Below are 25,065 nucleotides of genomic sequence, written 5' to 3' on the forward strand. Positions count from 1 at the left end.
CCGTCGTGTCAGCCGACCAGGCTGGCGAAGACGATCACGTTGTTCAGATAGCTGCGGGCGGTCTCGTCGAACTGGCCGCCGCAGGTCACCACGCGCAGGCCGGGCCGGTCGTTCGGCCCGTACACCCGCTCCGTGGGGAACGCGTCCTTCGGGTACGACTCGACCGAGTCGATCCGGAAGGTGACCGACCGGCCGTCGTCCCGCTTCACCGTGACCGTGTCGCCGGCCTGCAGGGCGCCGAGGTCGAAGAAGACCGCGGGCCCCATCTTGGCCGAGTCGACGTGGCCGACGATGACGGCGTTGCCGACCTCGCCGGGGGCCGGGCCGGGCTCGTACCAGCCGGCGAGCTGCGCCTGGTCGAGCGGCGGCACCTGGACGGTGCCGTCCGGGTTGGTGCCCAGCTTCATGATCTGCGCGTCCACCCCGATCCGGGGGATCGTGATGGTGGTGGGCGTGGCGCGGGGGAGGCCGGTCGGGGCCGGCTGTCCCTCGCCGGGCTGGTCCGCCTCGTTCGGCCGGCCGGACTCGGGGGCGGCCTGGGCCAGTGGCTGGGGCGGGCGGGGTGCGGGGGTGGTCTTGAACGCGGCGCCGACCATGCCGGCGCCGGCCAGGGCGAGGAGGGCGACGACGCCGGCGCCGGCGGCGCGCCACGGTCTCCCGTGACGGCCGCCGGCCCGTGTCCCCGTCGCGTCAGGCGACGAACTCATCGGTCCGCCGGCGACGCAGCAGGACGATCCCGCCCAGGGCGGCGGCGCCCAGCAGGCTGGCGCCACCCGCGGCGAGGTTCATGTCGGCACCGGTGGCGACGCCACCGTCACCGCCGTCGACCCCGCCGCGCGGCGTGACGACCAGCTCGCCCTCGCCGCAGGAGCCCTTGAGCTCGTAGCGGCCCGGCTTGGCCCACTTGTCGACCTTCGCCTCGCCGTAGTAGACGAAGTCCCGCTTGTGCTCCCACTTGTCCTCGCCCTTGCCGTGGTCGCGCGAGTCCTCGCCGTTCCAGCCGCCGTCGCGGCCCTTGTCCTCCCAGGAGCCCTTCTCCTCGGAGCCGTACTCGTCCGAGCCGTACCCGTCCGAGCCGTACTCCTCGGAGCCGTGCTCGCGGCCCTTGTCCTCCCACGAGCCGCGCTCCTCGGAGCCGTACTCCTCGTGGTCCTTCTTGTCGCCGTGGTCACCGCGACCCTCGGCGTCCTGGCCGTGCTCGTAGCCGTTCCAGTCCTTGCCCTTGTCCTCGTCCTTGCCCTCGTCGGCCGCGTCGGCCGCGGCGCCGCCACCCTGGCCGTCGGGCTGCGCCTCGTCGGCCGGCGGCTGCGGCTTCGCCGTCTCGCCGTTGTCGCCCTTGTCCTCGTGGTCGCGGCCCTTGTCGTCCTTGCCGTGCTCGTCCTTGCCGTGCTCGTCCTTGCCCTTGTCGTCCTTGCCGTGCTCGTCCTTGCCCTCGTGGTCGCGGCCCTTGTCGTCCTTGCCGTGCTCGTCCTTGTCGTCGCGGCCGTAGGAGTCCTCGTCGCGCCAGTCGCCCCGGTCCTCGCCGTCCTTGACCGGCTTCAGGTCGACCTTGCCGGTGACCTTCGACCAGACGTACGCGTGCTTCTGCGGCTCGCTGCAGATCTCGAGGAGCTTGACCTCCTCGCCGGCCTTCACCACGTGCGGCTTGGCGAGGACCTTGCCGTCGCGGTCCTTCCCGTCGTGGTGACCGTCCGCGAACGCGACCCCCGGCGCGAACACCAGGAGGGACGCCCCACCGAGGGCGGCGCCCGCGACGACCTTCCCGAGCATCTTCTTAGCCATGACCTGCGTCACTCCATCCCTTTGTCCTGGACTCGGTGCCCCCGAGCTAGAGCTGACGTTAGACCGTTTCATGACCTATGAAGGAGAACATTCGTGTTTCTACGTGTATTGGGGATACGACCGTTCGGAGAGGTAAGTACCGTCCCGTACGGCCGGCCCTGTTGCGGGCCGGTCGCGGGGTTCCGGACCTGAGGCGCCGGCCTTCCGGCGGTGGTACGGACGGTCCCCCGCGTCCCGGTTCGACCCGCTCGGGATCGATGTCCTCGCTGGCCCGCCATCGCCCGACTTCCCGAGGTCGCGGACCGCCAAGGCATCGAGGGATTGCCATGGAAGCGCTCCCATGCAAGAATCGCTCCACGCGGTCGCGGAGCCACACCGCCAGGCAGGAGCCGTAGGGCACCCGGTCCACCGGGACGGTCTCCGGCCGCCGAAGCGACCGGCCGGGTCACGCCGGTCGCGCACCACCACCGCCCGTCCGGGTCGGGCACTCCCGAGCAATCCCGTCGGCGCCGGCGGCCGTCCCACCGCGACGTCCACCGGCCCCCCTCGCCGGGCCGTCCGCGGGCCCGGTCTCGCCCAAGGAGTTCAGTGGCAATGAACGTCTGGAGAAGACTGTCCGCCCCACGCCGGGCCCTCGCGCTCGCCGGCGCGGGCGTCCTGGTCGCCGGCGGGCTGGTGACCCTACCGGTCACCGTGGCGCACGCCGCGACCCGCTGCGACGTGACCTACTCGACCAACGACTGGCCGGGTGGCTTCACCGCCAACATCACCATCCACAACCTCGGCGATCCGATCAACGGCTGGACGCTCGGCTGGACCTTCCCGAACTCCAGCCAGCGGGTGCAGCAGGGGTGGTCGGCCGAGTTCTCCCAGTCCGGGAGCCAGGTGACGGCCCGCAACCTGTCGTACAACGGCAGCCTCGCCACCGGCGCGTCCACGAGCATCGGCTTCAACGGCGCCTGGAGCGGGAGCAACCCGAAGCCCACCTCGTTCACCCTCAACGGGGTGACGTGCGACGGCAGCACCCCGCCCACCACGCCTCCGCCCACCACGCCGCCCCCGACCGACCCGCCGGACGGCCGGGTCGACAACCCGTACCAGGGGGTGCGGGGCTACGTGAACCCGGAGTGGAAGGCGAAGGCGGACGCCGAGCCGGGCGGCAGCCGCGTCTCCAACAACCCCACCGCGGTCTGGCTGGACCGCATCGCCGCCATCGAGGGCACGCCGGACAGCAGCTCGAACGGCGCCATGGGTCTCCGCGACCACCTCGACGAGGCGCTGCGCCAGGGCGCCGGCTACATCCAGTTCGTGATCTACAACCTGCCCGGCCGGGACTGCGCGGCGCTGGCGTCGAACGGCGAGCTGGGCCCGGACGAACTGCCCCGGTACAAGGCCGAGTACATCGACCCGATCGCCGCGATCCAGGGCGACCCGAAGTACGCGAGCCTGCAGATCATCAACATCATCGAGATCGACTCGCTGCCCAACCTGGTCACCAACACCTCCGGCCAGCCCGGCGGCACCGCCATGTGCGACACCGTGAAGGCCAACGGCGCGTACGTCAACGGCGTCGGCTACGCCCTCGCGAAGCTGGGGGCGATCGGCAACGTCTACAACTACATCGACGCCGCCCACCACGGCTGGATCGGCTGGGACAGCAACTTCGGCCCGACGGCCGACATGCTGAAGACCGCCGCCACGGCCTCCGGCAGCACCGTGCGGAACGTGCACGGCTTCATCGTCAACACGGCCAACTACTCGGCGCTGCGCGAGCCGTACGTCAAGGTCACCGACACGGTGAACGGCCAGACGGTGCGGCAGTCCAAGTGGATCGACTGGAACCAGTACGTGGACGAACTGTCGTTCGCCCAGGCGTTCCGGCAGAAGCTGGTCTCGGTGGGCTTCGACGCGGGCATCGGCATGCTGATCGACACCTCCCGCAACGGGTGGGGCGGCTCCGCCCGGCCCGCCGGCCCCGGCCCGACGACCAGCGTCGACGCGTACGTCAACGGCGGCCGGATCGACCGCCGGATCCACGCCGGCAACTGGTGCAACCAGGCCGGTGCGGGTCTCGGTGAGCGGCCGCGGGCCAACCCCGAGCCGGGCATCGACGCGTACGTCTGGGTGAAGCCCCCGGGCGAGTCGGACGGCTCCAGCGAGTACATCCCCAACGACGAGGGCAAGGGGTTCGACCGGATGTGCGACCCGACGTACGGGGGCAACGCGCGCAACGGCAACAACCCGACGGGCGCCCTCCCGAACGCGCCGATCTCCGGCGCCTGGTTCTCCGCCCAGTTCCAGGAGCTGATGCGGAACGCCTACCCGCCGCTGTGAGTGTGCTGCCCGCCGGCCGCCGCGGGTAGGTGAGGCAGCGGCGGCCGGCCTCCCGGGTCCCTGGCCCGACCGTCCCCCGGTCGGGCCAGGGACCTCCTCGCGTGTGCCGGTGTCAGGGCACCGTCCGCTCCACGGCGGCCTGCCCCAGCTCGTCGAGGTCCCGGCGGGCCCGTTCGATGTTCTCCGGCGTGAGGTCCTGACCCCGGGCCATCACCAGGTCCTCCGGCTCCCAGGGCTGCTCGGCCCCGGTGCGGATGTTGTCCCCGCCGGCACCCGTGCCGGTCCCGGTGGCCCCGGTGCCGGCCGCGTACGGGTCGCCGAGAAGGTCCTCGGTCGGCGTGCCCGAGGCGCCGCCCTCGCCCGGCTGGGCGAACGCCGGGTTGTCCCGGTCCGCGCCGCCGCCGGTGCGGAGCTGCGGGACGGTGCTGTCGTCGTCCACCGCCGCGGCCATCTCCGGGCTCTCCTCCAGCGGCGGTTGGCGGTCGCGATCGCTCATGCTGCTGCCCTCCTGTCCCGAGGCGCGTTCCTCCCGTCGCGTACCCCGTGCGCGCGACGTCATGCCCGGACCGGCGCCGGCGAGGCCGGGCGCGGTGCGGCGGCGTGCCCGGGCCGTCCTCCGGGTGCCCGGCCGACGGCGGGGGCGTGGCGGGCCGAGCGAACGCCCGTCGGGTCAGCCGATCTTCGAGGAGCCGGGGCCGCTGTCCTCGGGCGGCCCGATCACGCCCCGCTCCTCGGGCTCGGCGGGCGGCTCCGCGGGCCGGAGCCACTGCCAGAGCAGCATCAGCAGGCCGAACGCGAGCATCGCGAGCCCGGACCAGAGGTTGATCCGCACGCCCTCGGCCTTGTCGATCTCGGCCTGGCTGTCGAAGACGCCCATCAGGGTCACGATGATCCCGTAGGCGACGAAGAGGGCGCCGATCACCCGGCGGATGTCGAACAGGCGTGCGGCGGCCGAACGCCGCTGTTCGGCCTCGGCCGCCGTGACGAGCGGATCGCGGGCCGGCTCACTGCGGTTGTCCATCTCGCGCGCACCTTTCCTAGAAGACCGGGATGTAGAGGACGACGGCCAGGGCGAGGGCGATCACGCCGAGCAGCACGGGGGAGCGGTACCAGGCGGTGTCCCCGGCCAGCACGTCGGCCTTCAGGTCGATGCCGCCGGTGCCGTAGACCAGCCCGCGCAGGTCCTCGTCGCGCTTCGGGGCGGTCAGCGGCGTGAGGATCACGGCGACGACGGCCACCGTCACGAAGGCGATGCCGGCGCCCCAGAAGCTCTCCTCCAGGTCCGAGTTGAAGTGGATCACGCCGCCCTTGTAGAGCAGGTACGTGAGCAGCGCCGCCAGGGTGCCGAGCAGCAGGGACCAGAAGCCGGCCAGTGCGGTCATCCGCTTCCAGAACATGCCGATGATGAACGTGGCGAACAGCGGGGCGTTGAACAGCGAGAAGAGCGCCTGGATGTAGTTCATGATGTTGCTGAAACCGGCGGCGATGAAGGCGGTGCCGATCCCGATGACCACGGCCGCCACCGTCGCGTACCGGCCGATCCGCAGGTAGTAGTCGTCCGGGCGACCGCGGCGGACGTACGCCTGCCAGATGTCGTACGTGAACACCGTGTTGAAACCGCTCACGTTTGCCGCCATGCCGGCCATGAACGAGGCGAGCAGGCCGGTGACCGCCACGCCCAGCACGCCGTTGGGCAGCAGGTCCCGCATGAGCAGCGGGATCGCGTTGTTGTACTGCAGGTCGCCGCTCGGGGCGCCGAGCCCCTGCACGGTCACGAGGGCAACCAGGCCGGGGATGACCGTCACCGCGGGGATCACCAGCTTCGGGTACGCGGCGATGATCGGCGTACGCCGGGCCGCGCTCATGTTCTTCGCCGAGAGGGCGCGCTGGACCTCGGCGAAGTTGGTCGTCCAGTAGCCGAACGACAGCACGAAGCCGAGGCCGAAGACGATGCCGATCCAGTGCGCCCCGAGCGGGTTGGCCGTGCTGCCCGTGTCCTGCCAGGCGTGCAGTCCCGCCTCGCCGAGCTTCGACTCGCGGACCGCGTCCATCAGGCCGGAGACGCCGCCGACCTTCACGAGGCCGATCACGGTGACCGGGATCAGGCCGGCGAGGATCACGAAGAACTGGAGCACCTCGTTGTAGATCGCGCCGGAGAGCCCGCCGATGGTGATGTAGACCAGCACGATGGCGGCGCCCACGACGATGGCCACCCAGAGCGGCCAGCCGAGCAGCGCCTGCATGACCAGTGCCAGCGCGTAGAGGTTCACCCCGGCGATCAGCACCTGCGCCACGGCGAAGCTGATGGCGTTCAGCAGGTGGGTCGGCCGGTTGAAGCGCAGCCGCAGGTACTCGGGGACGCTGCGGACCTTGGAGCCGTAGTAGAAGGGCATCATCACGATGCCGAGGAAGACCATCGCCGGCACGGCGCCGATCCAGTAGTAGTGGACCGTCATGACGCCGTACTGGGCGCCGTTGGCGGCCATGCCGATGATCTCCAGCGCCCCCAGGTTCGCCGAGACGAAGGCGAGGCCGGTGACCCAGGCCGGCAGCGACCGGCCGGAGAGGAAGAAGTCGACGCTCGTGCGGATCGCCCGCCGCGCCGCGAAGCCGACGCCGAGAACGGTGACGAAGTAGAGCCCCAGCAGCGCGTAGTCCAGGGCGTTCATGTTGAGCCGTAGTCCGCCGCCGTCCATCCCCGTCACCTTTCGTCCCGTCCGTCGCGTCCGTGGTGCGCGCGGCCTATTACCCCGATCGCGAAAATCCACGCCTGCCGCGGCGCGGCGCGGCACGCGGGCGGACACACGGGGGCGCCCCGGCCGTCCGGCCGGGGCGCCCCCGCGACGGTCAGCGGCCGAGCACCCGGTCCAGGAAGTCCCGGTACCGGCGTACGGCCATGCGCAGCTCCTCGGTGTCCGCCGAGCCCGCCTCCTGCCAGCCGCCGAGGGTGTCCTTCTGCGCGGCCAGCGCCGCGGAGAGCGCCTCGATGGCCTCCTCGACCAGCGCCTCGGCCTCGCCGGCCGCCGCACGCGGGTCGTCCACGAACCGCAGCTGGACGTCCCGCCAGCGGTCGCGGAAGGTCTGCGCGGTCCGCGCGTCGAAGAGGCTGGCCGGTTCGGCCGCCACGGTCGAGCCGGCCGGCCGGGCCGTCCCCGCCGACGCCAGGGAACCGGGTGCGCCCGCGGCGGCCGCCACGGTCCCGACGCCCCCGCCGGCGGCCGGGTCCGCGTCGGGGTCGACCATCCGGGGCGCCGGGCTGCCGTACGGGGCGGCGTCGGGGTCGGCGGCATCGGGCCGCCGTCCCGGGTCGCCGTCGACGGCGGGTGGCACGACACGGGCCCGGGGCGGTTCCTCCGTCCGGACCCGGCCGGGCTCGGCGGCCGCCGCGGTGACCGGGCCGCCGCGACGGTGCAGTTCGGCCGTCGGGTCGGCCCGCAGGCCCTCGCGCTCGCCCTCCTCCGCGCCGTCGCCCGGGCGGGCCGTCCGCTCCTCGCGGGCGTCCACCTCGTCCTCGGGACGCGGGCTGGCCAGGGCGGACGCGGCCACGGCGCCGGCCACGGTGGGGGCGCCGAGCGCGGTCGGCACCGGTGCGGGGTCGTGGAAGCCCCCCTCGTCGGCGTCCCGCTGCGCGGTCCGCGTCACCCGGGTGTCGTCGTCGGTCGCGCCGTCGCCGCCGGCCCGCGGGGACCGGTCGTCATCGCCGGTCCGGCGGGTCCGGTCGTCGCCGGCCACGGACGGGTCGTCGAAGGTGCCCCGGTCGTCGAGGGCGTCCTCGGGCACCTCGGTCCGCCCGCCGGCGGACGGCACGGGTACCGGGGCCGACCGGACGGCCTCGGGGTGGTCGTTGCTCACCTGCTGCTCCTCGTGGCGCATCGCGGTGCCCTCCTCAGCGGTTCGTGGCGTCCTGGGACTGCTCGGGCCGTCCCCGTTCCGGGTGCCGCCCGTCGGGCTGCCGCTCCGGGCCGGGCTGCTCCGGCACCCGCGGCCGTACCGGCTCCTCGCCGAGCAGGTCGGCGAAGAGGGCCCGGTAGTGGACGACCGCCTGACGCAGGTCCTCCGTGCTGGCCTCACCCCGGCTGTTGCGCAGGTGGATCTCGTGGGCGTCCCGGTAGTGGGACAGCGTGCGGGCGTGCTCGACGGAGAGATGGGCGATCTGGTCGGAGAAGTCACCCGTGGGGTAGCCCCGCTCGGCGATCAGGCGGGTGACCAGCTCGTCCGCGTCGCCGACGGTCTCGGCCGGTGCGTCGATGAAGCGCGCCTGGAGTTCCTCCCAGGCGGCGGCGTACCGGGCCCGGGACTCGGGGTCGAGCGGCGTGAGCCGCAGCTCCGCGTGCCGCCGTTCCCGTTCCCGCAGCTCCCGCTCGGCGGCGGCGCGGCTGTTCCGCTCGGCGACCACCCGGTCGTACTCGGGGCCGAACCGGTCGCGCAGCGACCGGCGGCGGGCGAGGGTCAGGCCGGCGACGACCAGCGCCGCGACCACCAGCACGACGACGACGATGACGACTATCTGCGTGGGTGACATGGCTCCTCCTTCGTCACCCGGTATTCCCTCCGTTCCCTGATCGGCAATCCCGATTCGCGGCACTTTCCTGGGTCGTCGCCCCGCAGGCCGCCGTGCGCCCGGCGTCCGTCCCCGCCCGCGCCCGGCGTCCGTCCCCGCCCGGCCGGGGGTCGTCGCGGCGGGCCGGTCCACGCGCCTGCCCAACCGGCCGCACCCGGCTCAGGGGACGCGCTGGCACCAGCACCCACTGGCGCATCGCCGTCAACGTCCGATCGACCGGCGCCGGGGACCCGTCGGGCCGGACCGCCGGGCGGCCGTGGGGCCCGCGCCTCCACATCGGAGCGTCGCGGTGGTCACAACGGCCGGTAGTGCTTCGGCCCCGGATTACGTATCCTGCCCAAGGCGCCCGTGCCGGTGCCCGGCGCCGGACGCCGGGAGCTGCCCGGTGGGAGCGCTGCCCGGCCGTCGCCGGCGCCCCTCCTGCCACACCTTCCGGGCGAGGTCCGATGAGAACGCGCGACTGGCCGATCCGCTCGAAGCTGACGGCGCTGGTCGTCGTGCCGGTGACCGCGTTGCTGGCGCTCTGGATCTTCGCGACCACGCTCACCTTCGGGCCGGCCCTCGACCTGCTCGCCGCCCGTACCCTCCTCTACGACCTGGGCCGCCCCGGCGAGGCGGTCGTCGCCGAACTGCAGCGGGAGCGGCGGCTCACCGTGGTGCAGCTGGCCGGCACCGAGTCGCTGCCGGCACTCGCCGCGCAGCGCCGGCGGACGGACCAGGCGATCGGCGAACTGCGCGCCCGCGTCGCGGGCGACGAGCTGCGGGACGCCGCCGACGCCTCGCTCGAGGCGCGCATCGACCAGCTGGTCACCGCCCTGGAGGCGCTTCCCGCCGGCCGGGGCTTCATCGACGAGCGGAAGCTCGACCGGGCGGGCGCCCTCGGCCTCTACAACGGGATGATCGGCTCGGCGTTCCAGGCGTTCTCCGCCATGGCGGTGCTGCCGGACCCGGACCTCGACCGGCAGGCGCGGGCGCTGACCGCCCTCGGCCGGTCCCGGGAACTGCTCGGGCAGGCCGACGCGCTGCTGGCCGCCGCCGTGACCGACGGCCGGTTCGCCCCGGGGGAGCACACCCGCTTCGTGCAGATCATCGGCAACCAGCGCTTCCTCGTCGAGGACGCGGTCGCCGACCTGCCCCCGGCGGAGCGGGCGGCGTACCAGCGGCTCACCGAGCAGCCGGCCTTCACCCGGCTGCGGAGCATGCAGGACACCATCATCGGCGCCGGCGCCACGGACGCGCCGTCGGTCGATCCGGCGGCGTGGCAGGCTGGCTACGACGAGGTCCAGCGGCAGCTGCGCGAGTTCGAGCTGGACGCGGCGGACGACCTCGCCGACCGGTCGGTGCCCACGGCCGTACGCATCCTCGTCCGGCTCGCCGCCGCCGGCCTGCTCGGCCTGGTCGCCGTCGTGGTGTCGGTGCTGGTCGCGGTGCGCGTGGGTCGGACGCTGGCCCGCCGGCTCAGCGGCGTACGGACCGCCGCCCTGGAACTCGCCGAGCAGCGGCTTCCCGACGTGGTGGCGCGGCTGCGCCGCGGGGAGCAGGTGGACGTCGCCCGCGAGGCGCCCCCGCTGGAGTACGGCGACGACGAGATCGGCCAGGTGGGGCGGGCGTTCAACGAGGTGCAGCGCACGGCCGTCCGGGCGGCCGTGGACGAGGTCACCCTGCGCCGCGGGCTCAACGAGGTCTTCCTGAACATCGCCCGGCGCAGCCAGGGGCTCGTGCACCGGCAGCTCGCCCTCCTCGACCGGATGGAGCGCGGCGCCGAGGACCCGGACGAGCTGGCGGAGCTGTTCCAGGTGGACCACCTGGCCACCCGCCTGCGCCGGCACGCCGAGGACCTCGTCATCCTCGCCGGCGCCGCGCCCGGCCGGGGCTGGCGCAACCCGGTGGCGATGGTCGACCTGGTCCGCGGGGCGATCTCCGAGGTCGAGGCGTACGACCGGGTGGACATCGCGGCCGTGCAGCCGGCCGGCGTCCTCGGGCGGGCCGTCGGTGACGTGATCCACCTGCTCGCCGAGCTCATCGAGAACGCCACCGCGTTCTCGCCGCCGTCCACCCGGGTCACGGTGTCGGGGGAGCGGGTGCCCGACGGGTACGCCCTGGAGGTCACCGACCACGGCCTGGGCATGTCCGACGCCGCCCTGGCCGACGCCAACCGGCGGCTGTCCCAGCCGCCCGAGTTCGACCCCGCGGAGAGCGCCCGGCTCGGCCTCTTCGTGGTGGCCCGGTTGGCGGCCCGGCACGCCGTGCGGGTGAACCTGCGCCGCTCCGGCACGGGCGGCGTCACCGCCGTGGTGCTCGTCCCCACCGACCTGATCACCGAGGAGCCGGCCCCGGGCGTGGGGGACGTCGTGGGCCGCGAGCCGGGACGGCCGGAACGGCGGCTGGCCGCCGCGCGCCGCCGCACGGTGCCCCGGCCCCGCGCGGGCCGCCGGGCCGGTGCGCCGACCCTGTCCGACCGCCCCGCGCCGGTGGACGTCCCGCCGGCCGGCGGCGCGGCCACGGCCACCACCCCGCAGCCGGCGCCGCCTGCCGGCGCGGAGCCTTCCGACGCCGAGCTCGGCGGCCTGCCCCGCCGGGTGCGCCGCCGCCCGCCGTCGGGCCGCCCCCGGCCGGCGGCCACCGACACGCCGAGCCCCCGCCCACCGGAGGAGGTGCGCCGGGTGATGTCGGCGCTGCAGGCGGGCACCGCCCGGGGCCGCGCCGCCGCCGAGGCGGCCCGCCCGACCGCTTCCGCCGGCCACGACCCGGTCCCGCCGTCCGACGCCCCGACGGCTGGCGACCAACCGACCGATACTGAGAGGGACGCCTAGTGCGGCAATCGACGAAGCAGAGCGCCGATCTCGACTGGTTGCTCGACGAGCTGGTGCAACGGGTACCGGCCGCCCGCGAGGCGGTGGTGCTGTCGGCGGACGGGCTGCTGCTCGGCGCCTCCGCCGACCTCGACCGGTCCGACGCCGAGCACCTGTGCGCCCTGGCCGCCGGCTTCGCCAGCCTGGCCCGGGGCGCGAGCCGGCACGTCGACGGCGGGCCGGTGCGGCAGACCGTGGTGGAGATGGAACAGGCGTACCTCTTCGTCACCGCCGCCGGCTCCGGCGCCTGCCTCGCCGTGGTGAGCGACGCCGACGCGGACATCGGGCTGGTGGCGTACGAGATGGCCATGCTGGTCACCCGGGTGGGCGAGTACCTCACGGCGCCCGCCCGGTCGGCGGCGGGTGCCGTCGATGCTGGCTGACCCGTCCCCCGGGCCGCACGAGTGGCTGGACGCCGACGCCGGCCCGGTCGTCCGCCCGTACACCCTCACCGGCGGCCGGGTCCGGCCCGCCGGCGACGCGTTCGACCTCGTGGCGTTCGTGCTGGCCGGGCGGGACGTCGACGCCGCCGACCCGTGGCTGGCGCCGGAGCACCGGCGTCTGGTCGAACTGGCGCACCGGCCCGTCCCGGTGGCCGAACTGGCGGCCGAGCTGGACCTCGCGGTCGGCGTGGTCCGGGTGCTGCTCGGCGACCTCCTCGCGCGCGGTCTGGTCGCGGTGCACGAGCCCCCGGCCGTGGCCGCGCGTCCCCACGACGACATCCTCAAGGCGGTGGTCAGTGGACTCCGTGCGCTCTGACGGGGCGGGCACCGGCGCCCGGCTCCCGCTGGCCCTGAAGATCCTCGTCGCCGGCGGCTTCGGCGCGGGCAAGACGACGCTGGTGAGCGCGTTGAGCGAGGTCCGGCCGTTGCAGACCGAGGAGGTCCTGACCGGCGCCGGCGTCGGCACCGACGACCTCTCCGGCGTGGAGACGAAGTCCACCACCACGGTCGCCATGGACTTCGGGCGGATCACCATCAACGACGACCTCCAGCTCTACCTCTTCGGCACCCCGGGCCAGGACCGCTTCTGGTTCCTCTGGGACGAGCTGGCCTTCGGCGCGCTCGGGGCGGTGGTGCTCGCCGACACCCGCCGCCTGGCCGACTGCTTCCCGTCGATCGACTACTTCGAGCAGCGGGGGATCCCGTTCGTGGTGGGGGTCAACTGCTTCGACGGCGCCCGCCGGTTCGACCTGGAGACCGTCCGCCGGGCGCTGGACCTCGACCCCGACGTGCCGCTCGTGCTCTGCGACGCGCGCGACCGGCAGTCGGGCAAGCAGGTGCTGATCTCCCTGGTCGAGCACGTGGCCCGGCAGCGGGGTGAGCCGGTGCCGGCGGCCTGAGCCCGCCGGCCGTCCGGCCGCCGGCCGTGCCCCGTCCGCCGCCGGCCGGGCGGCCGGGAAAATCGGGGGCGGCGCGGTTCACCGGGGCCGCGGCGCGGGAAGCCTCTGGTTGGATCGGACCGGAGGGACCGGCGCGGGAAGGACGGGACACGTGAACGGTCGGGGCGAGATCGTCCACATCGGGTGCTACACGGCGGAGAGCGACGGGCGCGGCACGGGCATCATGGCCGTCCGGCGCGATCCGGACTCGGGGGCGTTGACGCCGCTGGGCACCGTGGCGCCCACCGCCTCGCCGTCGTTCCTCGCCCGGCACCCGGAGGCGCCCGTGCTCTACGCGGTGAACGAGCTTCCCGACGGCCAGGTCAGCGCCTGGCGGGTGGACCCGGACGGCGGCCTGACCCTGCTGGGGAGCCGGGCCACGGGCGGCGGCGAACCCTGTCACCTGGCCGTGCTGCCCGGGGGTGGGCACCTCGTCGCCGCGAACTACGGCGGCGGGAGCGTGGCGGTCTTCCCCCTCGACCCGCGGGGTGTGCCGGGTGAGCGCAGCGACCTGGTGGTGCACGAGGGGCACGGCCCGGACCCGCAGCGCCAGGAGCGGGCGCACACGCACATGGTCTCGCCGGACCCGGCCGGCGGGCCGCTGCTCGCGGTCGACCTCGGCACCGACTCGGTCTACCGGTACGACGTGGACGCCCCCACCGGCCGGCTGGTGCCGCGCGGGCCGCGGATCCGTACGGCCGCCGGCACGGGCCCCCGGCACCTGGCCCGCCATCCCGACGGCCGGCGCTGCTATCTCGTGGGCGAGCTGGACGGGACGGTGACCGCGTACGACCTCGGCGACGACGGGTCGCTGCACGAGCGGGGCCGGTTCGACGCGAGCGGGTGGTCCGGGCACGTCCAGCCCTCGGAGGTCGCCGTACGCCCGGACGGGGCGTTCCTCTACGTCGCCAACCGGGGGGTCGGCACCATCGCCGTGTTCGACCTGCGGGGCGAGCGGCCGGAACGGGTCGGCGAGGTGGCGGCCGGCGGGGACTGGCCCCGGCACTTCGCGCTGATCGGCGACCATCTCTACGTGGCCGACGAGCGGGCCGACGTGGTCACCGTCTTCCGGGTGGACGCCGACAGCGGGATGCCCACCCCGGCCGGCGAGCCGCTGGCGGTGCCGAGCCCGACGTGTGTGCTGCCCTGACCGCGCCCGGGCCGGTGCGACGGGGGCCGTCACGACGACACGGCGAGGCCGGATCGTCACTCTCCGTCGCTCATTGTAGATCAACTGTTTCTGCTCCGTAACTTTCGTCCGAACGGACGTGGCAGTCCGGTGACGGGGTACGCAAGATGGTCTGCGTGTCTGCAGGCCGCCACCGCATGCGTTCAAAGATTCCCGGAGCAGCCGTCGCCGCATCGGCGCTGGCGCTCGTCGTCGTCGCGGCGGGCTCCTGGTTTGGTTACCGAGAGTTAGTGCAGCCCTCCTGCTCCGGGCAGATCCAGCTCACGGTGGCGGTCGCCTCCGAACTCGCCCCGGCCGTCGACGACGCCGCCACGCAGTGGGTCGAGGACGGCGCCGCCGTCGGTGGCACCTGCATCGCCGTCAACGTCACCGCCTCCGACCCGGTCGAGGTGGCCGCCGTGGTCGCGGCCAAGCACGGCGCCGTCCTCGCCGGTGTGGGCCAGGCCCCCGGCACGGCGGTGGCGCCCGACGTCTGGATCCCGGACTCGTCGACCTGGCTGCTGCGCCTCAAGAAGGACGCCACCGCGTTCGCGCCCACCAACGGGGCCTCGATCGCGCGCAGCCCCGTCGTGGTCGCGATGCCCGAGCCGATCGCCACCCGGCTCGGCTGGCCGAACGCGAAGCTGGGCTGGAACGACCTGCTCAACCAGGTCAACAGCAGCAAGCCGCTGCGGACCGGCATCGTGGAGCCGACCCGTGACGCGGCCGGCCTCTCCGGCCTGCTGTCGCTGGCCACGGCCGCCGGCGGCGACCAGCAGCGCCAGATCGGCGCGCTGCGGGCGCTGGCGACCGGCCGGTCCGCCCTCCGCAACGACCTGCTGGCCCGGTTCCCGACCTCGAAGGACCCGACGGCGATCGCGAGCGGGCTCGGCGCGGCGGCGCTCTCCGAAGAGGACGTCATCGAGTACAACAGCAAGCAGCCGCCGGTGCCGCTGGCCGCGCTCTACCTGGACCCGGCGCCGGCTCCGCTCGACTACCCGTTCGCCGTGCTGCCCGGCATCGACCCCGACAAGGCCGCGGCGGCCCGGGTGCTCTACGAGCTGCTCACCACCTCCAGCTTCCGGGACCGGCTGGCCGCCCAGGCACTGCGGGCGCCCGACGGCAACTGGGGCAAGGGGTTCGCCGCGCCGCAGGGCGCGCCGAGCCCGGCCGGCGGGCCGCCGACCGCGCCGAGCACCGGCGGGACGGCGGCCGGTGGATTGGACGCCGACTCGATCGACCGGGTCGTGTCCAGCTGGTCGATCGCCACCCAGACCGGACGCATGCTCGCCGTCATCGACGTCTCCGGCTCGATGAAGGCGGAGGTGCCGAGCGCCAACAACCGCAGCCGGGAGGAGGTCACCGTGGAGGCGGCCCGGCGCGGGCTCGGCCTCTTCGACGACTCCTGGTCGATCGGGCTCTGGACCTTCTCCACCAACCTCGTCGGCAACCGCGACTACCGGCAACTGGTCGACATCGGCCCGCTGTCGAGCAACCGCGGCAAGCTGGAGTCGGCGCTGAGCACGATCCGCCCGTCCAGTGGCGACACCGGCCTCTACGACACCATGCTGGCGGCGTACGAGGAGGTCCAGGAGGACTGGCAGGCCGGGCGGGTCAACTCGGTGGTGCTCTTCACCGACGGCAAGAACGAGGACGCCGACGGCATCTCGCAGGCGACGCTGCTCGCCGAACTCAAGAAGCGCGCCGACCCCGAGCGGCCCGTGCAGGTCATCCTCATCGGTATCGGTGACGAGGTCAGCAAGGCGGAGCTGGAGTCGATCACCAAGGTGACCGGTGGCGGCGCCTTCGTCGCCAAGAACCCGACCGAGATCAGCGGCATCTTCCTGAGGGCCATCGCCCTGCGCCCGCCGGCGCCGCGCTGACCGGAGCGCATCGTCCGATCCCGGTGCGGAAGGGTCCCCTGACGGGCCCTTCCGCACCGGCGTCTTGGGTCCTTCCGCACGGACGCCTCGGGCCCTCCCGCACCGACTTCGCCGGCCCTCCCCGCCGGCGCGTGCCTTCCGCTCGGCCCCGGCGGCCGGCAAAGTGACGGCAATACGTCGGAAGCAATCGCTTGCCACGCTTGGCGGGGCAGGATGTCGTCGGTGCTCCGGATCGGCGCCGTGCTGCCGGCCGGCCGGATGGTCGACCGGGGCGTCCTGAGCGAAGTGGGAGGGCCCGTGACCTCGGCTACGCTGTTGACCCCCGCCAGGACGCCGTCGGAGGCCGCGTCCACGGTCGCGAACCGCATCGACGAACGGGCCTACATCCGGGTCCTCGTCGTACTGGACTCCGCCGTGCTCACGGTCGCGCTGCTGACGGGCTACCTGGCCCGCTTCGGCGACGAGACGCCGGGCGGTTCGAAGATCCCGTACGTGCTGGTGGCTCCCGGGCTCGTGCTGGCCTGGCTGGTCTCCCTGAAGGCGCTGGGCTGCTACGACGACCGCGTGATCGGCTACGGGGCCGACGAGTACCGCCGGGTCGGCACCGCGAGCCTGCGGCTGGCCGGCGGCATCGCCATCGTCGGCTACGTCGCCGACGTGGGCGTCTCCCGGGGCTTCCTGGCCATCACCTTCGCGGTGGGCACCGTCGGCCTCGAGGTGGCCCGCTTCGCCGCCCGCAAACGGCTGCACCGGGCCCGGTCGCGCGGTGACGGCTGGTCCCGCCGGGTGCTCGTGGTGGGCGACACGGCGCACGCGCTGGACCTGGTGCAGACCCTCCGCCGCGAGCCGTACGCGGGCTACACCGTGGTCGGGGCGTGCATCCCGGACGCGCTGCTCGCCCCCGTGCCGCAACGGCTGGGCGACGTGCCGGTGGTCGGCTCGTTCCGGGGCATCCCGGAGGCGGCCACCGCGATCGGCGCGGACACGGTGGCGGTGACGGCGTCCGTCGAGCTGACCGCCGGACGCCTGCGCCGGCTCGGGTGGCAGCTCGAGGGGACCGGGATCGACCTGGTGGTCGCCCCCGCGCTGACCGACGTCGCCGGCCCGCGGATCCACACCCGCCCGGTGGCCGGCCTGCCGCTCATCCACGTCGAGGCGCCCGAGTTCCGGGGCGCCCGCAAGCTCGTGAAGGGCCTCGTCGACCGGTCCGCGGCCGCGGTCGCGCTGACGCTGCTGATGCCGCTGCTGGCGGCCATCGCGGTCGCCGTACGGGTGGACAGCCGTGGCCCGGTGCTGTTCCGCCAGACCCGGGTCGGTCAGGGCGGCCGGGAGTTCGGAGTGTGGAAGTTCCGCACCATGGTGGTCGACGCCGACGCGCTGCTCGGCGGGTTGGCGGCCCGCAACGAGACCGACGGCCTGATGTTCAAGATGCGCGAGGATCCGCGGGTCACCCGCGTCGGGCGCCTGTTGCGCAAGTGGTCGCTGGACGAGCTGCCGCAGCTGGTCAACGTCCTGCTCGGCCAGATGAGCCTGGTCGGTCCCCGTCCGCCGCTGCCGTCGGAGGTGGCGCGCTACGACGGGGACGTGGCCCGGCGGCTGCTCGTCAAGCCGGGCATGACGGGGCTCTGGCAGGTCAGTGGCCGGTCCGACCTGAGCTGGGAGGACGGCATCCGCCTCGACCTGTACTACGTGGAGAACTGGTCCCTCGCCGCCGACCTCACGATCCTCTGGAAGACGTTCGGGGCGGTGGTCAACGGCCGCGGGGCGTACTGAGCGGCGGTCAGGCGTCCGGCCCGGTCCAGTCGAGGCAGACCACGACGGCGTCGTCGACCAGGTCGCCGGACACGAAGGCGCGCAGGTCGCCGAGGAGCGACCGGACGGCGTCCAGCGGCTCCATGGGCCCGGTCCGGCGCAGGAAGCGGTCCAGCGCCGTCTCGCCGTACCGGGCGTGCTGGCCGGCGGCCTCCATGACGCCGTCGCTGAGCACGAAGAGCCGCTCTCCCCGGCGCAGCGGGAACCGCTGCTCGCGGTAGTCGGTGCCCTCGAACATGCCGAGCGGGAACTGGGCCTCCAGCGGCTGCTCGGTGACCTCGCCGTCACTCACCCGTACCAGGCGCGGGGAACCCGCGTCGACGGCCGTCATCACGCCGCTGGCCAGGTCCAGCTCCATGAGCAGGGCGGAGAGGTACCGCTCGCCGCGGTGCTGGTCGTAGACGGCCTGGTCGGCGAGGGCCGCCTGGTCCGCGAGGGGGAGACCGGCCCGGCGCGCGTTGCGCAGGGCGCTCGTCGCCAGCGCGGTGAGCATCGACGCGGCGACCCCCTCGCCGGTGCCGTTGATGATGGCGAGCCAGAGCCGGTGCCCGTCGTCGGACCAGTCGAAGCTGTCGCCCCGCACCGCGTACGCCGGCTCCAACTGACCGGCCAGCCGGAACGCCGGGCGGTTCCGGCTCCGGCCGGGCAGCAGCTCCCACTGCATCTCGGCGGCGAGCGTCAGCCGGCGGGTGCGGCGGGCGGCCCGGTAGACGTCCGTGCCGGCCGCGACGGCCGCCAGCTCGTGGGCGAGCGCGGTGGCGATCTCGGCCAGCTCCGCCAGTACGGCGGACGCGTCGGGCACCGGGGCCAGCCGGAGGACGCCCCGCCGCTCGCCGCGCATGCTCACCGGGACGTAGGCGGTGTGCCCGTCCCGCACCGGCTCCTGGTGGTCGAAGCAGCGCCACGCGGGGTGGCCGGGGCTGGTGACCGGCTCCTCCGGGCCGAGCGGCACCAGGGCCGCGAGGCGGTAGTCGACCTGGAGCAGCTCGACGGCGGTGATCCCGTACGACCCGGCGAGCACGTCGGCGACGGCGTCGACCAGCCGGTCGACGGGCGCCTCCGTGAGGGCACTTCGTGCCCGGTCGACCGGTTCGCTCATCCCCGCTCCTCGCTCACCGGCCCGATCCGCCTCGCTGCGGAGTAGTCTCGGGCCACCATGGCCGAACTGCACGGTCCGCCGGACCCCGAGACGAGTATGGCCGCCGCGCTGGACGCGGCGGCGGGCGCCCTGCTGACCGTGTGGGAGGCGGCGCGGGAGCGGACGACCAGCCGGCTGTCCGGTGCCCAGTTGCGCGCCGTCATGGTGATCGAGCAGCACGACGGCATCAACCTGCGACGGCTCGCCAGCCGGCTCGACATGTTGCTCAGCTCGGCCAGCCGGCTCTGCGACCGGCTGGTGGCCGCGGGGATGCTGGAGCGCGAGCCCGGCCGGCTCGACCGCCGGGAGATCTCGCTGCACCTGACCCCGGAGGCCCGGCGGCTGCTGGCCGAGCTTCGCGAGGACCGGCGCGAGCAACTCGCCCGGATCCTCTCCGGCATGTCACCGGAGGGGCGGGACGCGCTGCTGCGCGGGATGCGGGAGTTCGACGAGACGGCCCGCCGGCAGGAGGCCGAGTCCGCGCCGGTCGAGCCGGTCCCGGTCCGGCCCGACGCCCTCGACGACGATGCCCGGGCGCTGCCCGCTCCCCGGGACTGGCCGGCGGGTGACCCGCCGGTGGCGCGGACGGCCTGACGCCGGTACCGCAGCACCACGCCGCGCGCCGGTGCACGCGGGATCGCGCGGCGCGGCCCGCCGGGGGTCCGGTGCTCAGGCGGCGCGGGCGAGCCAGCCGGAGGGCCACGCGATGATCCGGCGGACGACCGAGCCGGCCGCGCCCACCACGGCGGCGTCCGCGCCCAGCGCGGCGGGCCGTACGGTGACCGGCGACCAGGCCGCCGTGAGCACCCGGCGGGAGATCTCGGCGAGGACCGGTGGCCGCAGCCACGGCGCGAGCGGGGCGTACCCGCCGCCGAGCACCACGGTGTCGAGGTCGAGCAGGTTCACGACGGCGGCGACCGCCACGCCGAGCGCCGTGCCGGCCTCGTGCAGCGCGTCCAGCGCGGCCGTGGACCCCGCCTCGGCGAGTTCGGCGAGGCGGGTGGCGGCGGTGTCCGCCGGCAGGTCGGCCTCGGCCAGTCCGGCGGCGGCCAGGATGGCCTCCTGCCCGGCGTACCGCTCCAGGCAGCCGCGCCCGCCGCAGCGGCAGGGGCGTCCCTCGGGCCGGACGGGGATGTGCCCGATCTCGCCGCTCCAGCCCCGCGTGCCCCGGAAGAGGGCGCCGTCCAGCACGATCCCGGCGCCGATGCCGACCTCGCCGGTGATGTGCAGGAAGCTGGCCGGGGCCGCGGGGCCGGCGTGCAGTTCGCCGAGCGCGGCCAGGTTGGCCTCGTTGTCGACCACGAGCGGGGGCACCCCGTCGACCCGCTCGGTCAGTGGCGCGTGCCCGGCGAGCAGGGCCGGCACGGGGACGTCCCGCCAGCCCAGGTTCGGCGCCAGCCGGACGGTGCCGGCGTCGTCGACCAGTCCGGGTACGGCGAGTGCCGCCCCGGCCAGGGTGAGGCCCTGCGCGGCCGCGTCGGCCCGGGCCCGTACGGCCAGCGCGACGAGCCGGGTGAGCGCGTCGGCGGGGGAGAGCGGGCGCAGGTCGGCGCGGTGCACCGTGTGGTGGCGTACCCGGCCGGCCAGGTCGACCACGCAGGCGGCCAGGTAGTCGACGTTGACCTCCAGGCCGAGCCCGGCCGGCCCGTCGCCGGCCAGCACCAGTCCCCGGGCCGGGCGGCCCGCTCCGGCGCGTGGCGCCGGCTCGGCCTCGGTGACCAGTCGGCCGGTGATGAGGTCCTCGACGACCGCGGAGACGGTGGCCCGGGTGAGGCCGGTCTCCGCGGCGAGGTCGGCCCGGGAGGGAGGGCGTTCGGCGGCGGCTATCCGGCCGAGCACCACGGCGAGGTTGAGTTCCCGCAGGCTGCCCTGGCGGACCGCCCCCACGGGTCCGGAGGTAGTCGTCACCCCTTGACAGTGCCACAGGTCACGCAAATAATTCAATCGCTGAACAAATAGCCGACACCACCTGCGGAGGCCGCCATGGCACCCCGTCCCACCCCCGCCGACAAGTTCTCCTTCGGGCTCTGGACCGTGGGCTGGCAGGCCCGCGACCCGTTCGGTGACGCCACCCGCCCCGCCCTCGACGCGGTCGAGGCGGTGCACCGGCTCGCCGAGCTCGGCGCGTACGGCATCACCTTCCACGACGACGACCTGGTCCCCTTCGGCGCGGACGCCGCCACCCGCGACCAGCACATCGCCCGGTTCCGCAAGGCGCTCGACGAGACCGGGCTGGTGGTGCCGATGGTCACCACCAACCTCTTCACCCACCCCGTCTTCAAGGACGGCGGGTTCACCAGCAACGACCGTGACGTGCGGCGGTACGCGCTGCGCAAGGTGCTGCGCAACGTCGACCTCGCGGCCGAGCTGGGCGCGCGCACCTTCGTGATGTGGGGCGGCCGGGAGGGCTCCGAGTACGACGTGGCCAAGGACGTGCGTGCCGCGCTGGACCGTTACCGCGAGGCCGTCGACCTGCTCACCCAGTACGTCATCGACCGCGGCTACGACCTGCGGTTCGCGCTCGAACCGAAGCCGAACGAGCCGCGCGGCGACATCCTGCTGCCCACCGTCGGGCACGCGCTGGCGTTCATCTCCACGCTGGCCCATCCCGAGCTGGTGGGCCTGAACCCGGAGGTCGGCCACGAGCAGATGGCCGGGCTGAACTACGCCCACGGCATCGCCCAGGCGCTCTGGCAGGGCAAGCTGTTCCACCTCGACCTCAACGGCCAGCGCGGCATCAAGTACGACCAGGACCTGGTCTTCGGCCACGGCGACCTGCTCAACGCGTTCGCCCTCGTCGACCTGCTGGAGAACGGCGGCCCCCAGGGCGGGCCGGCGTACGACGGCCCCCGGCACTTCGACTACAAGCCCTCCCGCACCGAGGACTTCAGCGGCGTGTGGGCCTCCGCCGAGGCGAACATGCGGACCTACCTGCTGCTCAAGGAGCGGGCCGCCGCGTTCCGCGCCGACCCCGAGGTCGCCGAGGCGCTGGCCGCCAGCAAGGTCGCCGAGCTCGCCGTCCCGACGCTGGGCGACGGGGAGAGCTACGCCGAGCTGCTGAACGACCGCTCCGCCTTCGAGGAGTTCGACGTCGACGCGGTCGCGGCCCGGGGCTTCGGTTTCGTCCGGCTCAACCAGCTCGCCGTCGAGCACCTGCTCGGCGCGCGCTGAGGCGGTCGCCATGCCGCTCGTGGCGGGGGTGGACTCGTCCACCCAGTCGTGCAAGGTGGTGATCCGGGACGCGGAGACCGGCGCCCTGGTCCGCGAGGGTCGGGCGCCGCACCCGGACGGCACCGAGGTCGACCCGGCCGCCTGGTGGACGGCGCTGCGGGCGGCGGTCGACGCCGCCGGCGGGTTGGCCGACGTGGCGGCCGTCTCGATCGGGGGTCAGCAGCACGGGATGGTGGTGCTGGACGAGGCGGGCCACGTCGTCCGTCCCGCGCTGCTGTGGAACGACACCCGTTCGGCCGGCGCCGCCGCCGACCTGATCGCCGAGGCCGGCGGCGGCGAGGCCGGGCGCCGGTTCTGGGCCGACGCGGTGGGCAGCGTGCCGGTGGCGAGCTTCACCGCCACGAAGCTGCGCTGGCTGGCCCGGCACGAGCCGGAGCACGCCGGCCGGGTCGCCGCCGTCTGCCTGCCCCACGACTGGCTCACGTGGCGGCTGGCCGGTGCGCCGGGCCTCGCGGCGCTGCGCACCGACCGCGGCGACGCCAGCGGCACCGGGTACTGGTCGCCGGCGACCGGGGAGTACCGGTTCGACCTGCTGGAACGCGCCTTCGGTCGCCGCGTCGCGGTGCCCGCGGTGCTCGGTCCGGCGGAGGCGGCCGGCGAGCTGCGCCCGGACGCGCTCGGCACCCGGGCGTCGCACGCCGCCGGGAGCGGGGTGCTGCTGGGCCCCGGCACCGGCGACAACGCCGCCGCCGCACTGGGCGTCGGCGCCGGCCCGGGCGACGTGGTGGTCTCGATCGGCACGTCCGGCACCGTGTTCAGCGTCGCCGAGGGCCCGTCCGCCGATCCCAGCGGCATCGTGGCCGGCTTCGCCGACGCCACCGGCCGGTTCCTGCCGCTGGTCTGCACGCTGAACGCCGCGCGTGTGCTGGACGCCGCCGCGGCGATGCTCCGGGTCGGCCTGGACGAGCTGGCCGACCTGGCGCTCTCCGCGCCGGCCGGCGCCGACGGGCTCGTGATGGTCCCCTACCTGGAAGGGGAGCGGACCCCGAACCGGCCGGACGCCGCCGGGGCCGTGCACGGCCTCACGCTGCGCACGTCGACCCCGGCGCACCTCGCGCGGGCGGCCGTCGAGGGGCTGCTCGCCGCGCTCGCCGACGGGCTGGACGCGCTCGTCGCCCAGGGCGCCGAGGTGCGCCGGGTGATCCTCGTCGGCGGCGGGGCCCGGTCGGTCGCGGTGCGGCGGATCGCGCCGCAGGTCTTCGGCTGCCCGGTGGTCGTGCCGCCGCCCGGCGAGTACGTCGCCGACGGCGCGGCCCGCCAGGCCGCGTGGGTCGCCCTGGGCGGTGCCGCGCCGCCCGCGTGGCACCTCGCCGGCACCGAGGAGTACGACGCCGAGCCGGTCCCGGCGATCCGCGAGCGGTACGCGGCCGCCCGCGAGCACCACCTCGACCGGGTCGGCGCGGCGGGAGACGCCGGCTGACCGCCGGGCACGGGCGGGTGGCGGCCGTGCCGTCACCCGCCCGTGACCTTGGGCTGCTTGGCTTCGGCACATGACCTTGACCCGGGGTGGGATGGCACGGGCCTGGGGCGGGACGGCGGCGCACCGCGGCTACAGCGTGGTCGTGTTCGTGGTGCTCGCCTCGCTGGACAACGTGGCGATCGGGCTGGTGCCGCCGCTGTACGGTCCGATCGCCGACGCGTTCGGTGTGCCGCAGCGCCTCCTCGGCCTGGTCACCGCGGTCAGCTTCGTGGTCAGCGCGGCGGCCGCCGTCGGCTGGGCGTACGTCGGCGACCGCGCCAACCGCAAGCCGCTGCTCATGGTCGGCACGCTCATCTGGGCGGCGGGCACCGGTGGCAGCGCGGTCGCCGGGAACTACCCGCTCTTCCTGGCCGCCCAACTGGTGGCCGCCGTGGGGCTGGGCGCCGTGGGCTCGGTCGGCTTCTCCGTGGTCACCGACCTGATCTCGCCCCGCCGCCGGGGGCTGGTCATGAGCTTCTGGGGGCTCTCGCAGGGCGTCGGCACGCTGGCCGGGACGCTGGTGGCCGGCCTGCTGGGCAACACCGACTGGCGCCGGCCGTTCCTGCTGCTGGCCGTCGTCGGCCTGGCCGCCACGGCGGCGTACCTGTTCACGTACGACATCCGGCGTGGCCAGAGCGAGCCGGAACTCGCCGACGCGCTCGCCGCCGGCGGCGACTACGACTACCGGATCAGCCGGGCCGACCTGCCGCGCATCCTGGCCCGGCGCACCAACCGGTGGCTGATCCTCCAGGGGCTCACGGCGCAGGCCGCGTTCGGCTCCCTCGTCTGGCTGCCGGTGCTGTTCACCGAGCGGGCCGAGGACCAGGGCTACTCGACCGCCACGGCGGTGGTGGTGGGCAGCATCTTCGCGACGCTCTTCCAGCTCGGCGGCGTCTTCTCCATCGTGGGCGGGCTCGTCGGCGACGCGGTGCAGCGGCGTACGCCCCGCGGGCGCGGGCTCGTGGCGGCCGTCGGCGTCCTCGCCGCGGTGCCGTTCTACGTGGTGCTCTTCTTCGTGCCGATGCGCATCGACGTGCCCGACGGCGGGAGCACCGGCGCCGTGGTCGCCGCCGTGCTGGCCAGCGTGGTCACCGAGCCGACGGTCGGGCTCAGCCTGCTCACGGCGCTGTTCGCGCTCGCGTTGACCTCGGCCAACTCGCCGAACTGGTTCGCCCTGATCGCCGACGTCAACCCGCCCGAGCACCGGGGGACGATCTACAGCCTCGGCAACCTCGTCAACGGGGTCGGCCGGGCGGCGGGCAACGGCCTGGTCGGCGTCGCGTTCCAGGCGCTGCGGGGCGCGTTCCCGCCGCCGCTGAACTACGCCGTGGGGCTCGCCGCGTTCCAGCTCTTCTTCGTGCCCACCGGCGTCATGTACTGGCTCGCCGCGCGCCACTCACCGACCGACATCGGCGCGGTCCGCGACCTCCTGCACACCCGCGCCGAGCGCCTGGAGTAGGAGGA

21 protein-coding genes are annotated in these 25,065 nt (G+C 74.6%); 12 read left to right on the forward strand and 9 right to left on the reverse strand.

Features of this window, described 5'->3' with window-relative positions; genetic code table 11:
* Window positions 1–8 precede the first annotated feature (8 nt).
* Together OG994_RS30820 and OG994_RS30825 are read right to left on the reverse strand one after the other, a co-directional pair.
* The gene (locus OG994_RS30820) at window positions 9–707 is read right to left on the reverse strand and encodes a class F sortase (protein ID WP_328851763.1); all 699 of its coding nucleotides are present in this window, start codon (window positions 705–707) and stop codon (window positions 9–11) included.
* A complete protein-coding gene (locus OG994_RS30825) occupies window positions 691–1,782 on the reverse strand; it encodes a hypothetical protein (RefSeq protein ID WP_328851764.1) in 1,092 nt (363 codons plus the stop codon). The genes OG994_RS30820 and OG994_RS30825 overlap by 17 nt, the downstream gene beginning before the upstream one ends.
* A 594-nt stretch (window positions 1,783–2,376) precedes the next feature.
* Between OG994_RS30825 and OG994_RS30830 the strand changes: the two genes are divergently transcribed.
* On the forward strand, window positions 2,377–4,116 hold the full coding sequence (locus OG994_RS30830; protein WP_328853836.1) for a glycoside hydrolase family 6 protein: 1,740 nt from the start codon (window positions 2,377–2,379) through the stop codon (window positions 4,114–4,116).
* A gap of 112 nt (window positions 4,117–4,228) precedes the next feature.
* On the opposite strand, the gene OG994_RS30835 is transcribed toward OG994_RS30830, so the two are convergent.
* The 5 genes from OG994_RS30835 to OG994_RS30855 all read right to left on the reverse strand — a co-directional run bounded on the left by OG994_RS30835 (window position 4,229) and on the right by OG994_RS30855 (window position 8,638).
* A complete protein-coding gene (locus tag OG994_RS30835; RefSeq protein ID WP_328851765.1) occupies window positions 4,229–4,612 on the reverse strand; it encodes a hypothetical protein in 384 nt (127 codons plus the stop codon).
* Between the two features lie 174 nt (window positions 4,613–4,786).
* Entirely contained in the window at window positions 4,787–5,137 is a 351-nt protein-coding gene (locus OG994_RS30840; protein WP_120330490.1) for a hypothetical protein, read from the reverse strand.
* A 16-nt stretch (window positions 5,138–5,153) separates the two neighbouring features.
* Window positions 5,154–6,812 carry a sodium:solute symporter family protein gene (locus tag OG994_RS30845; RefSeq protein WP_328851766.1) on the reverse strand — a complete coding sequence of 553 codons (1,659 nt, stop codon included), beginning with the start codon at window positions 6,810–6,812 and terminating at the stop codon, window positions 5,154–5,156.
* Window positions 6,813–6,963: 151 nt separating this feature from the next.
* Window positions 6,964–7,989 (reverse strand): hypothetical protein, encoded by a 1,026-nt coding sequence (locus OG994_RS31665; RefSeq protein WP_407942557.1) that lies wholly within the window; start codon window positions 7,987–7,989, stop codon window positions 6,964–6,966.
* A gap of 13 nt (window positions 7,990–8,002) precedes the next feature.
* Window positions 8,003–8,638: a hypothetical protein gene (locus tag OG994_RS30855; RefSeq protein ID WP_328851767.1), complete on the reverse strand. Its 636-nt coding sequence runs from the start codon at window positions 8,636–8,638 to the stop codon at window positions 8,003–8,005.
* 485 nt (window positions 8,639–9,123) lie between these two features.
* On the opposite strand from OG994_RS30855, the gene OG994_RS30860 reads away from it, so the two are divergent.
* The 7 genes from OG994_RS30860 to OG994_RS30890 all read left to right on the forward strand — a co-directional run bounded on the left by OG994_RS30860 (window position 9,124) and on the right by OG994_RS30890 (window position 17,734).
* Entirely contained in the window at window positions 9,124–11,490 is a 2,367-nt protein-coding gene (locus OG994_RS30860) for a sensor histidine kinase (RefSeq protein ID WP_328851768.1), read from the forward strand.
* The gene (locus OG994_RS30865) at window positions 11,490–11,912 is read left to right on the forward strand and encodes a roadblock/LC7 domain-containing protein (RefSeq protein WP_120330493.1); all 423 of its coding nucleotides are present in this window, start codon (window positions 11,490–11,492) and stop codon (window positions 11,910–11,912) included. Before OG994_RS30860 ends, OG994_RS30865 begins: the two co-directional genes overlap by 1 nt.
* On the forward strand, window positions 11,902–12,288 hold the full coding sequence (locus OG994_RS30870; protein ID WP_120330568.1) for a DUF742 domain-containing protein: 387 nt from the start codon (window positions 11,902–11,904) through the stop codon (window positions 12,286–12,288). Before OG994_RS30865 ends, OG994_RS30870 begins: the two co-directional genes overlap by 11 nt.
* Window positions 12,269–12,871 carry a GTP-binding protein gene (locus OG994_RS30875; protein ID WP_120330494.1) on the forward strand — a complete coding sequence of 201 codons (603 nt, stop codon included), beginning with the start codon at window positions 12,269–12,271 and terminating at the stop codon, window positions 12,869–12,871. The genes OG994_RS30870 and OG994_RS30875 overlap by 20 nt, the downstream gene beginning before the upstream one ends.
* A 151-nt stretch (window positions 12,872–13,022) precedes the next feature.
* Window positions 13,023–14,060, forward strand: coding sequence for a lactonase family protein (locus tag OG994_RS30880; RefSeq protein WP_328851769.1), 1,038 nt, complete (start codon window positions 13,023–13,025; stop codon window positions 14,058–14,060).
* A gap of 155 nt (window positions 14,061–14,215) precedes the next feature.
* Window positions 14,216–15,961: a substrate-binding domain-containing protein gene (locus OG994_RS30885; RefSeq protein WP_120330569.1), complete on the forward strand. Its 1,746-nt coding sequence runs from the start codon at window positions 14,216–14,218 to the stop codon at window positions 15,959–15,961.
* Window positions 15,962–16,258: 297 nt separating this feature from the next.
* The gene (locus OG994_RS30890) at window positions 16,259–17,734 is read left to right on the forward strand and encodes a sugar transferase (protein ID WP_240033096.1); all 1,476 of its coding nucleotides are present in this window, start codon (window positions 16,259–16,261) and stop codon (window positions 17,732–17,734) included.
* A 7-nt stretch (window positions 17,735–17,741) separates the two neighbouring features.
* On the opposite strand, the gene OG994_RS30895 is transcribed toward OG994_RS30890, so the two are convergent.
* Window positions 17,742–18,872: a PP2C family protein-serine/threonine phosphatase gene (locus OG994_RS30895; RefSeq protein ID WP_120330496.1), complete on the reverse strand. Its 1,131-nt coding sequence runs from the start codon at window positions 18,870–18,872 to the stop codon at window positions 17,742–17,744.
* A gap of 57 nt (window positions 18,873–18,929) precedes the next feature.
* On the opposite strand from OG994_RS30895, the gene OG994_RS30900 reads away from it, so the two are divergent.
* Entirely contained in the window at window positions 18,930–19,505 is a 576-nt protein-coding gene (locus tag OG994_RS30900; protein WP_240033097.1) for a MarR family winged helix-turn-helix transcriptional regulator, read from the forward strand.
* Between the two features lie 75 nt (window positions 19,506–19,580).
* On the opposite strand, the gene OG994_RS30905 is transcribed toward OG994_RS30900, so the two are convergent.
* Complete coding sequence (locus tag OG994_RS30905) at window positions 19,581–20,819, reverse strand: ROK family protein (protein WP_328851770.1); 1,239 nt, start codon at window positions 20,817–20,819, stop codon at window positions 19,581–19,583.
* A gap of 75 nt (window positions 20,820–20,894) precedes the next feature.
* On the opposite strand from OG994_RS30905, the gene xylA reads away from it, so the two are divergent.
* The 3 genes from xylA to OG994_RS30920 all read left to right on the forward strand — a co-directional run bounded on the left by xylA (window position 20,895) and on the right by OG994_RS30920 (window position 25,060).
* On the forward strand, window positions 20,895–22,082 hold the full coding sequence (gene xylA, locus OG994_RS30910) for a xylose isomerase (protein WP_120330498.1): 1,188 nt from the start codon (window positions 20,895–20,897) through the stop codon (window positions 22,080–22,082).
* A 10-nt stretch (window positions 22,083–22,092) separates the two neighbouring features.
* Window positions 22,093–23,562, forward strand: a complete 1,470-nt coding sequence (xylB, locus tag OG994_RS30915; RefSeq protein ID WP_328851771.1) for a xylulokinase — start codon at window positions 22,093–22,095, stop codon at window positions 23,560–23,562.
* A gap of 70 nt (window positions 23,563–23,632) precedes the next feature.
* Window positions 23,633–25,060: an MFS transporter gene (locus tag OG994_RS30920; RefSeq protein ID WP_328851772.1), complete on the forward strand. Its 1,428-nt coding sequence runs from the start codon at window positions 23,633–23,635 to the stop codon at window positions 25,058–25,060.
* The last annotated feature ends 5 nt before the right edge of the window (window positions 25,061–25,065 follow it).

This window comes from Micromonospora globbae, assembly GCF_036184225.1.
Classification (GTDB): Bacteria; Actinomycetota; Actinomycetes; order Mycobacteriales; family Micromonosporaceae; genus Micromonospora; species Micromonospora globbae.

Bases quoted from the DNA above. Each gene is read 5' to 3' on its own strand.
- OG994_RS30835 (WP_328851765.1), bottom strand. From the start codon at position 4,612: ATGAGCGATCGCGACCGCCAACCGCCGCTGGAGGAGAGCCCGGAGATG.
- OG994_RS30840 (WP_120330490.1), bottom strand. From the start codon at position 5,137: ATGGACAACCGCAGTGAGCCGGCCCGCGATCCGCTCGTCACGGCGGCC.
- xylB (WP_328851771.1), top strand. From the start codon at position 22,093: ATGCCGCTCGTGGCGGGGGTGGACTCGTCCACCCAGTCGTGCAAGGTG.
- OG994_RS31665 (WP_407942557.1), bottom strand. From the start codon at position 7,989: ATGCGCCACGAGGAGCAGCAGGTGAGCAACGACCACCCCGAGGCCGTC.
- OG994_RS30860 (WP_328851768.1), top strand. From the start codon at position 9,124: ATGAGAACGCGCGACTGGCCGATCCGCTCGAAGCTGACGGCGCTGGTC.
- OG994_RS30830 (WP_328853836.1), top strand. From the start codon at position 2,377: ATGAACGTCTGGAGAAGACTGTCCGCCCCACGCCGGGCCCTCGCGCTC.
- OG994_RS30820 (WP_328851763.1), bottom strand. From the start codon at position 707: ATGAGTTCGTCGCCTGACGCGACGGGGACACGGGCCGGCGGCCGTCAC.
- OG994_RS30845 (WP_328851766.1), bottom strand. From the start codon at position 6,812: ATGGACGGCGGCGGACTACGGCTCAACATGAACGCCCTGGACTACGCG.
- OG994_RS30870 (WP_120330568.1), top strand. From the start codon at position 11,902: ATGCTGGCTGACCCGTCCCCCGGGCCGCACGAGTGGCTGGACGCCGAC.
- xylA (WP_120330498.1), top strand. From the start codon at position 20,895: ATGGCACCCCGTCCCACCCCCGCCGACAAGTTCTCCTTCGGGCTCTGG.
- OG994_RS30920 (WP_328851772.1), top strand. From the start codon at position 23,633: ATGACCTTGACCCGGGGTGGGATGGCACGGGCCTGGGGCGGGACGGCG.
- OG994_RS30825 (WP_328851764.1), bottom strand. From the start codon at position 1,782: ATGGCTAAGAAGATGCTCGGGAAGGTCGTCGCGGGCGCCGCCCTCGGT.
- OG994_RS30900 (WP_240033097.1), top strand. From the start codon at position 18,930: ATGGCCGAACTGCACGGTCCGCCGGACCCCGAGACGAGTATGGCCGCC.
- OG994_RS30855 (WP_328851767.1), bottom strand. From the start codon at position 8,638: ATGTCACCCACGCAGATAGTCGTCATCGTCGTCGTCGTGCTGGTGGTC.
- OG994_RS30895 (WP_120330496.1), bottom strand. From the start codon at position 18,872: ATGAGCGAACCGGTCGACCGGGCACGAAGTGCCCTCACGGAGGCGCCC.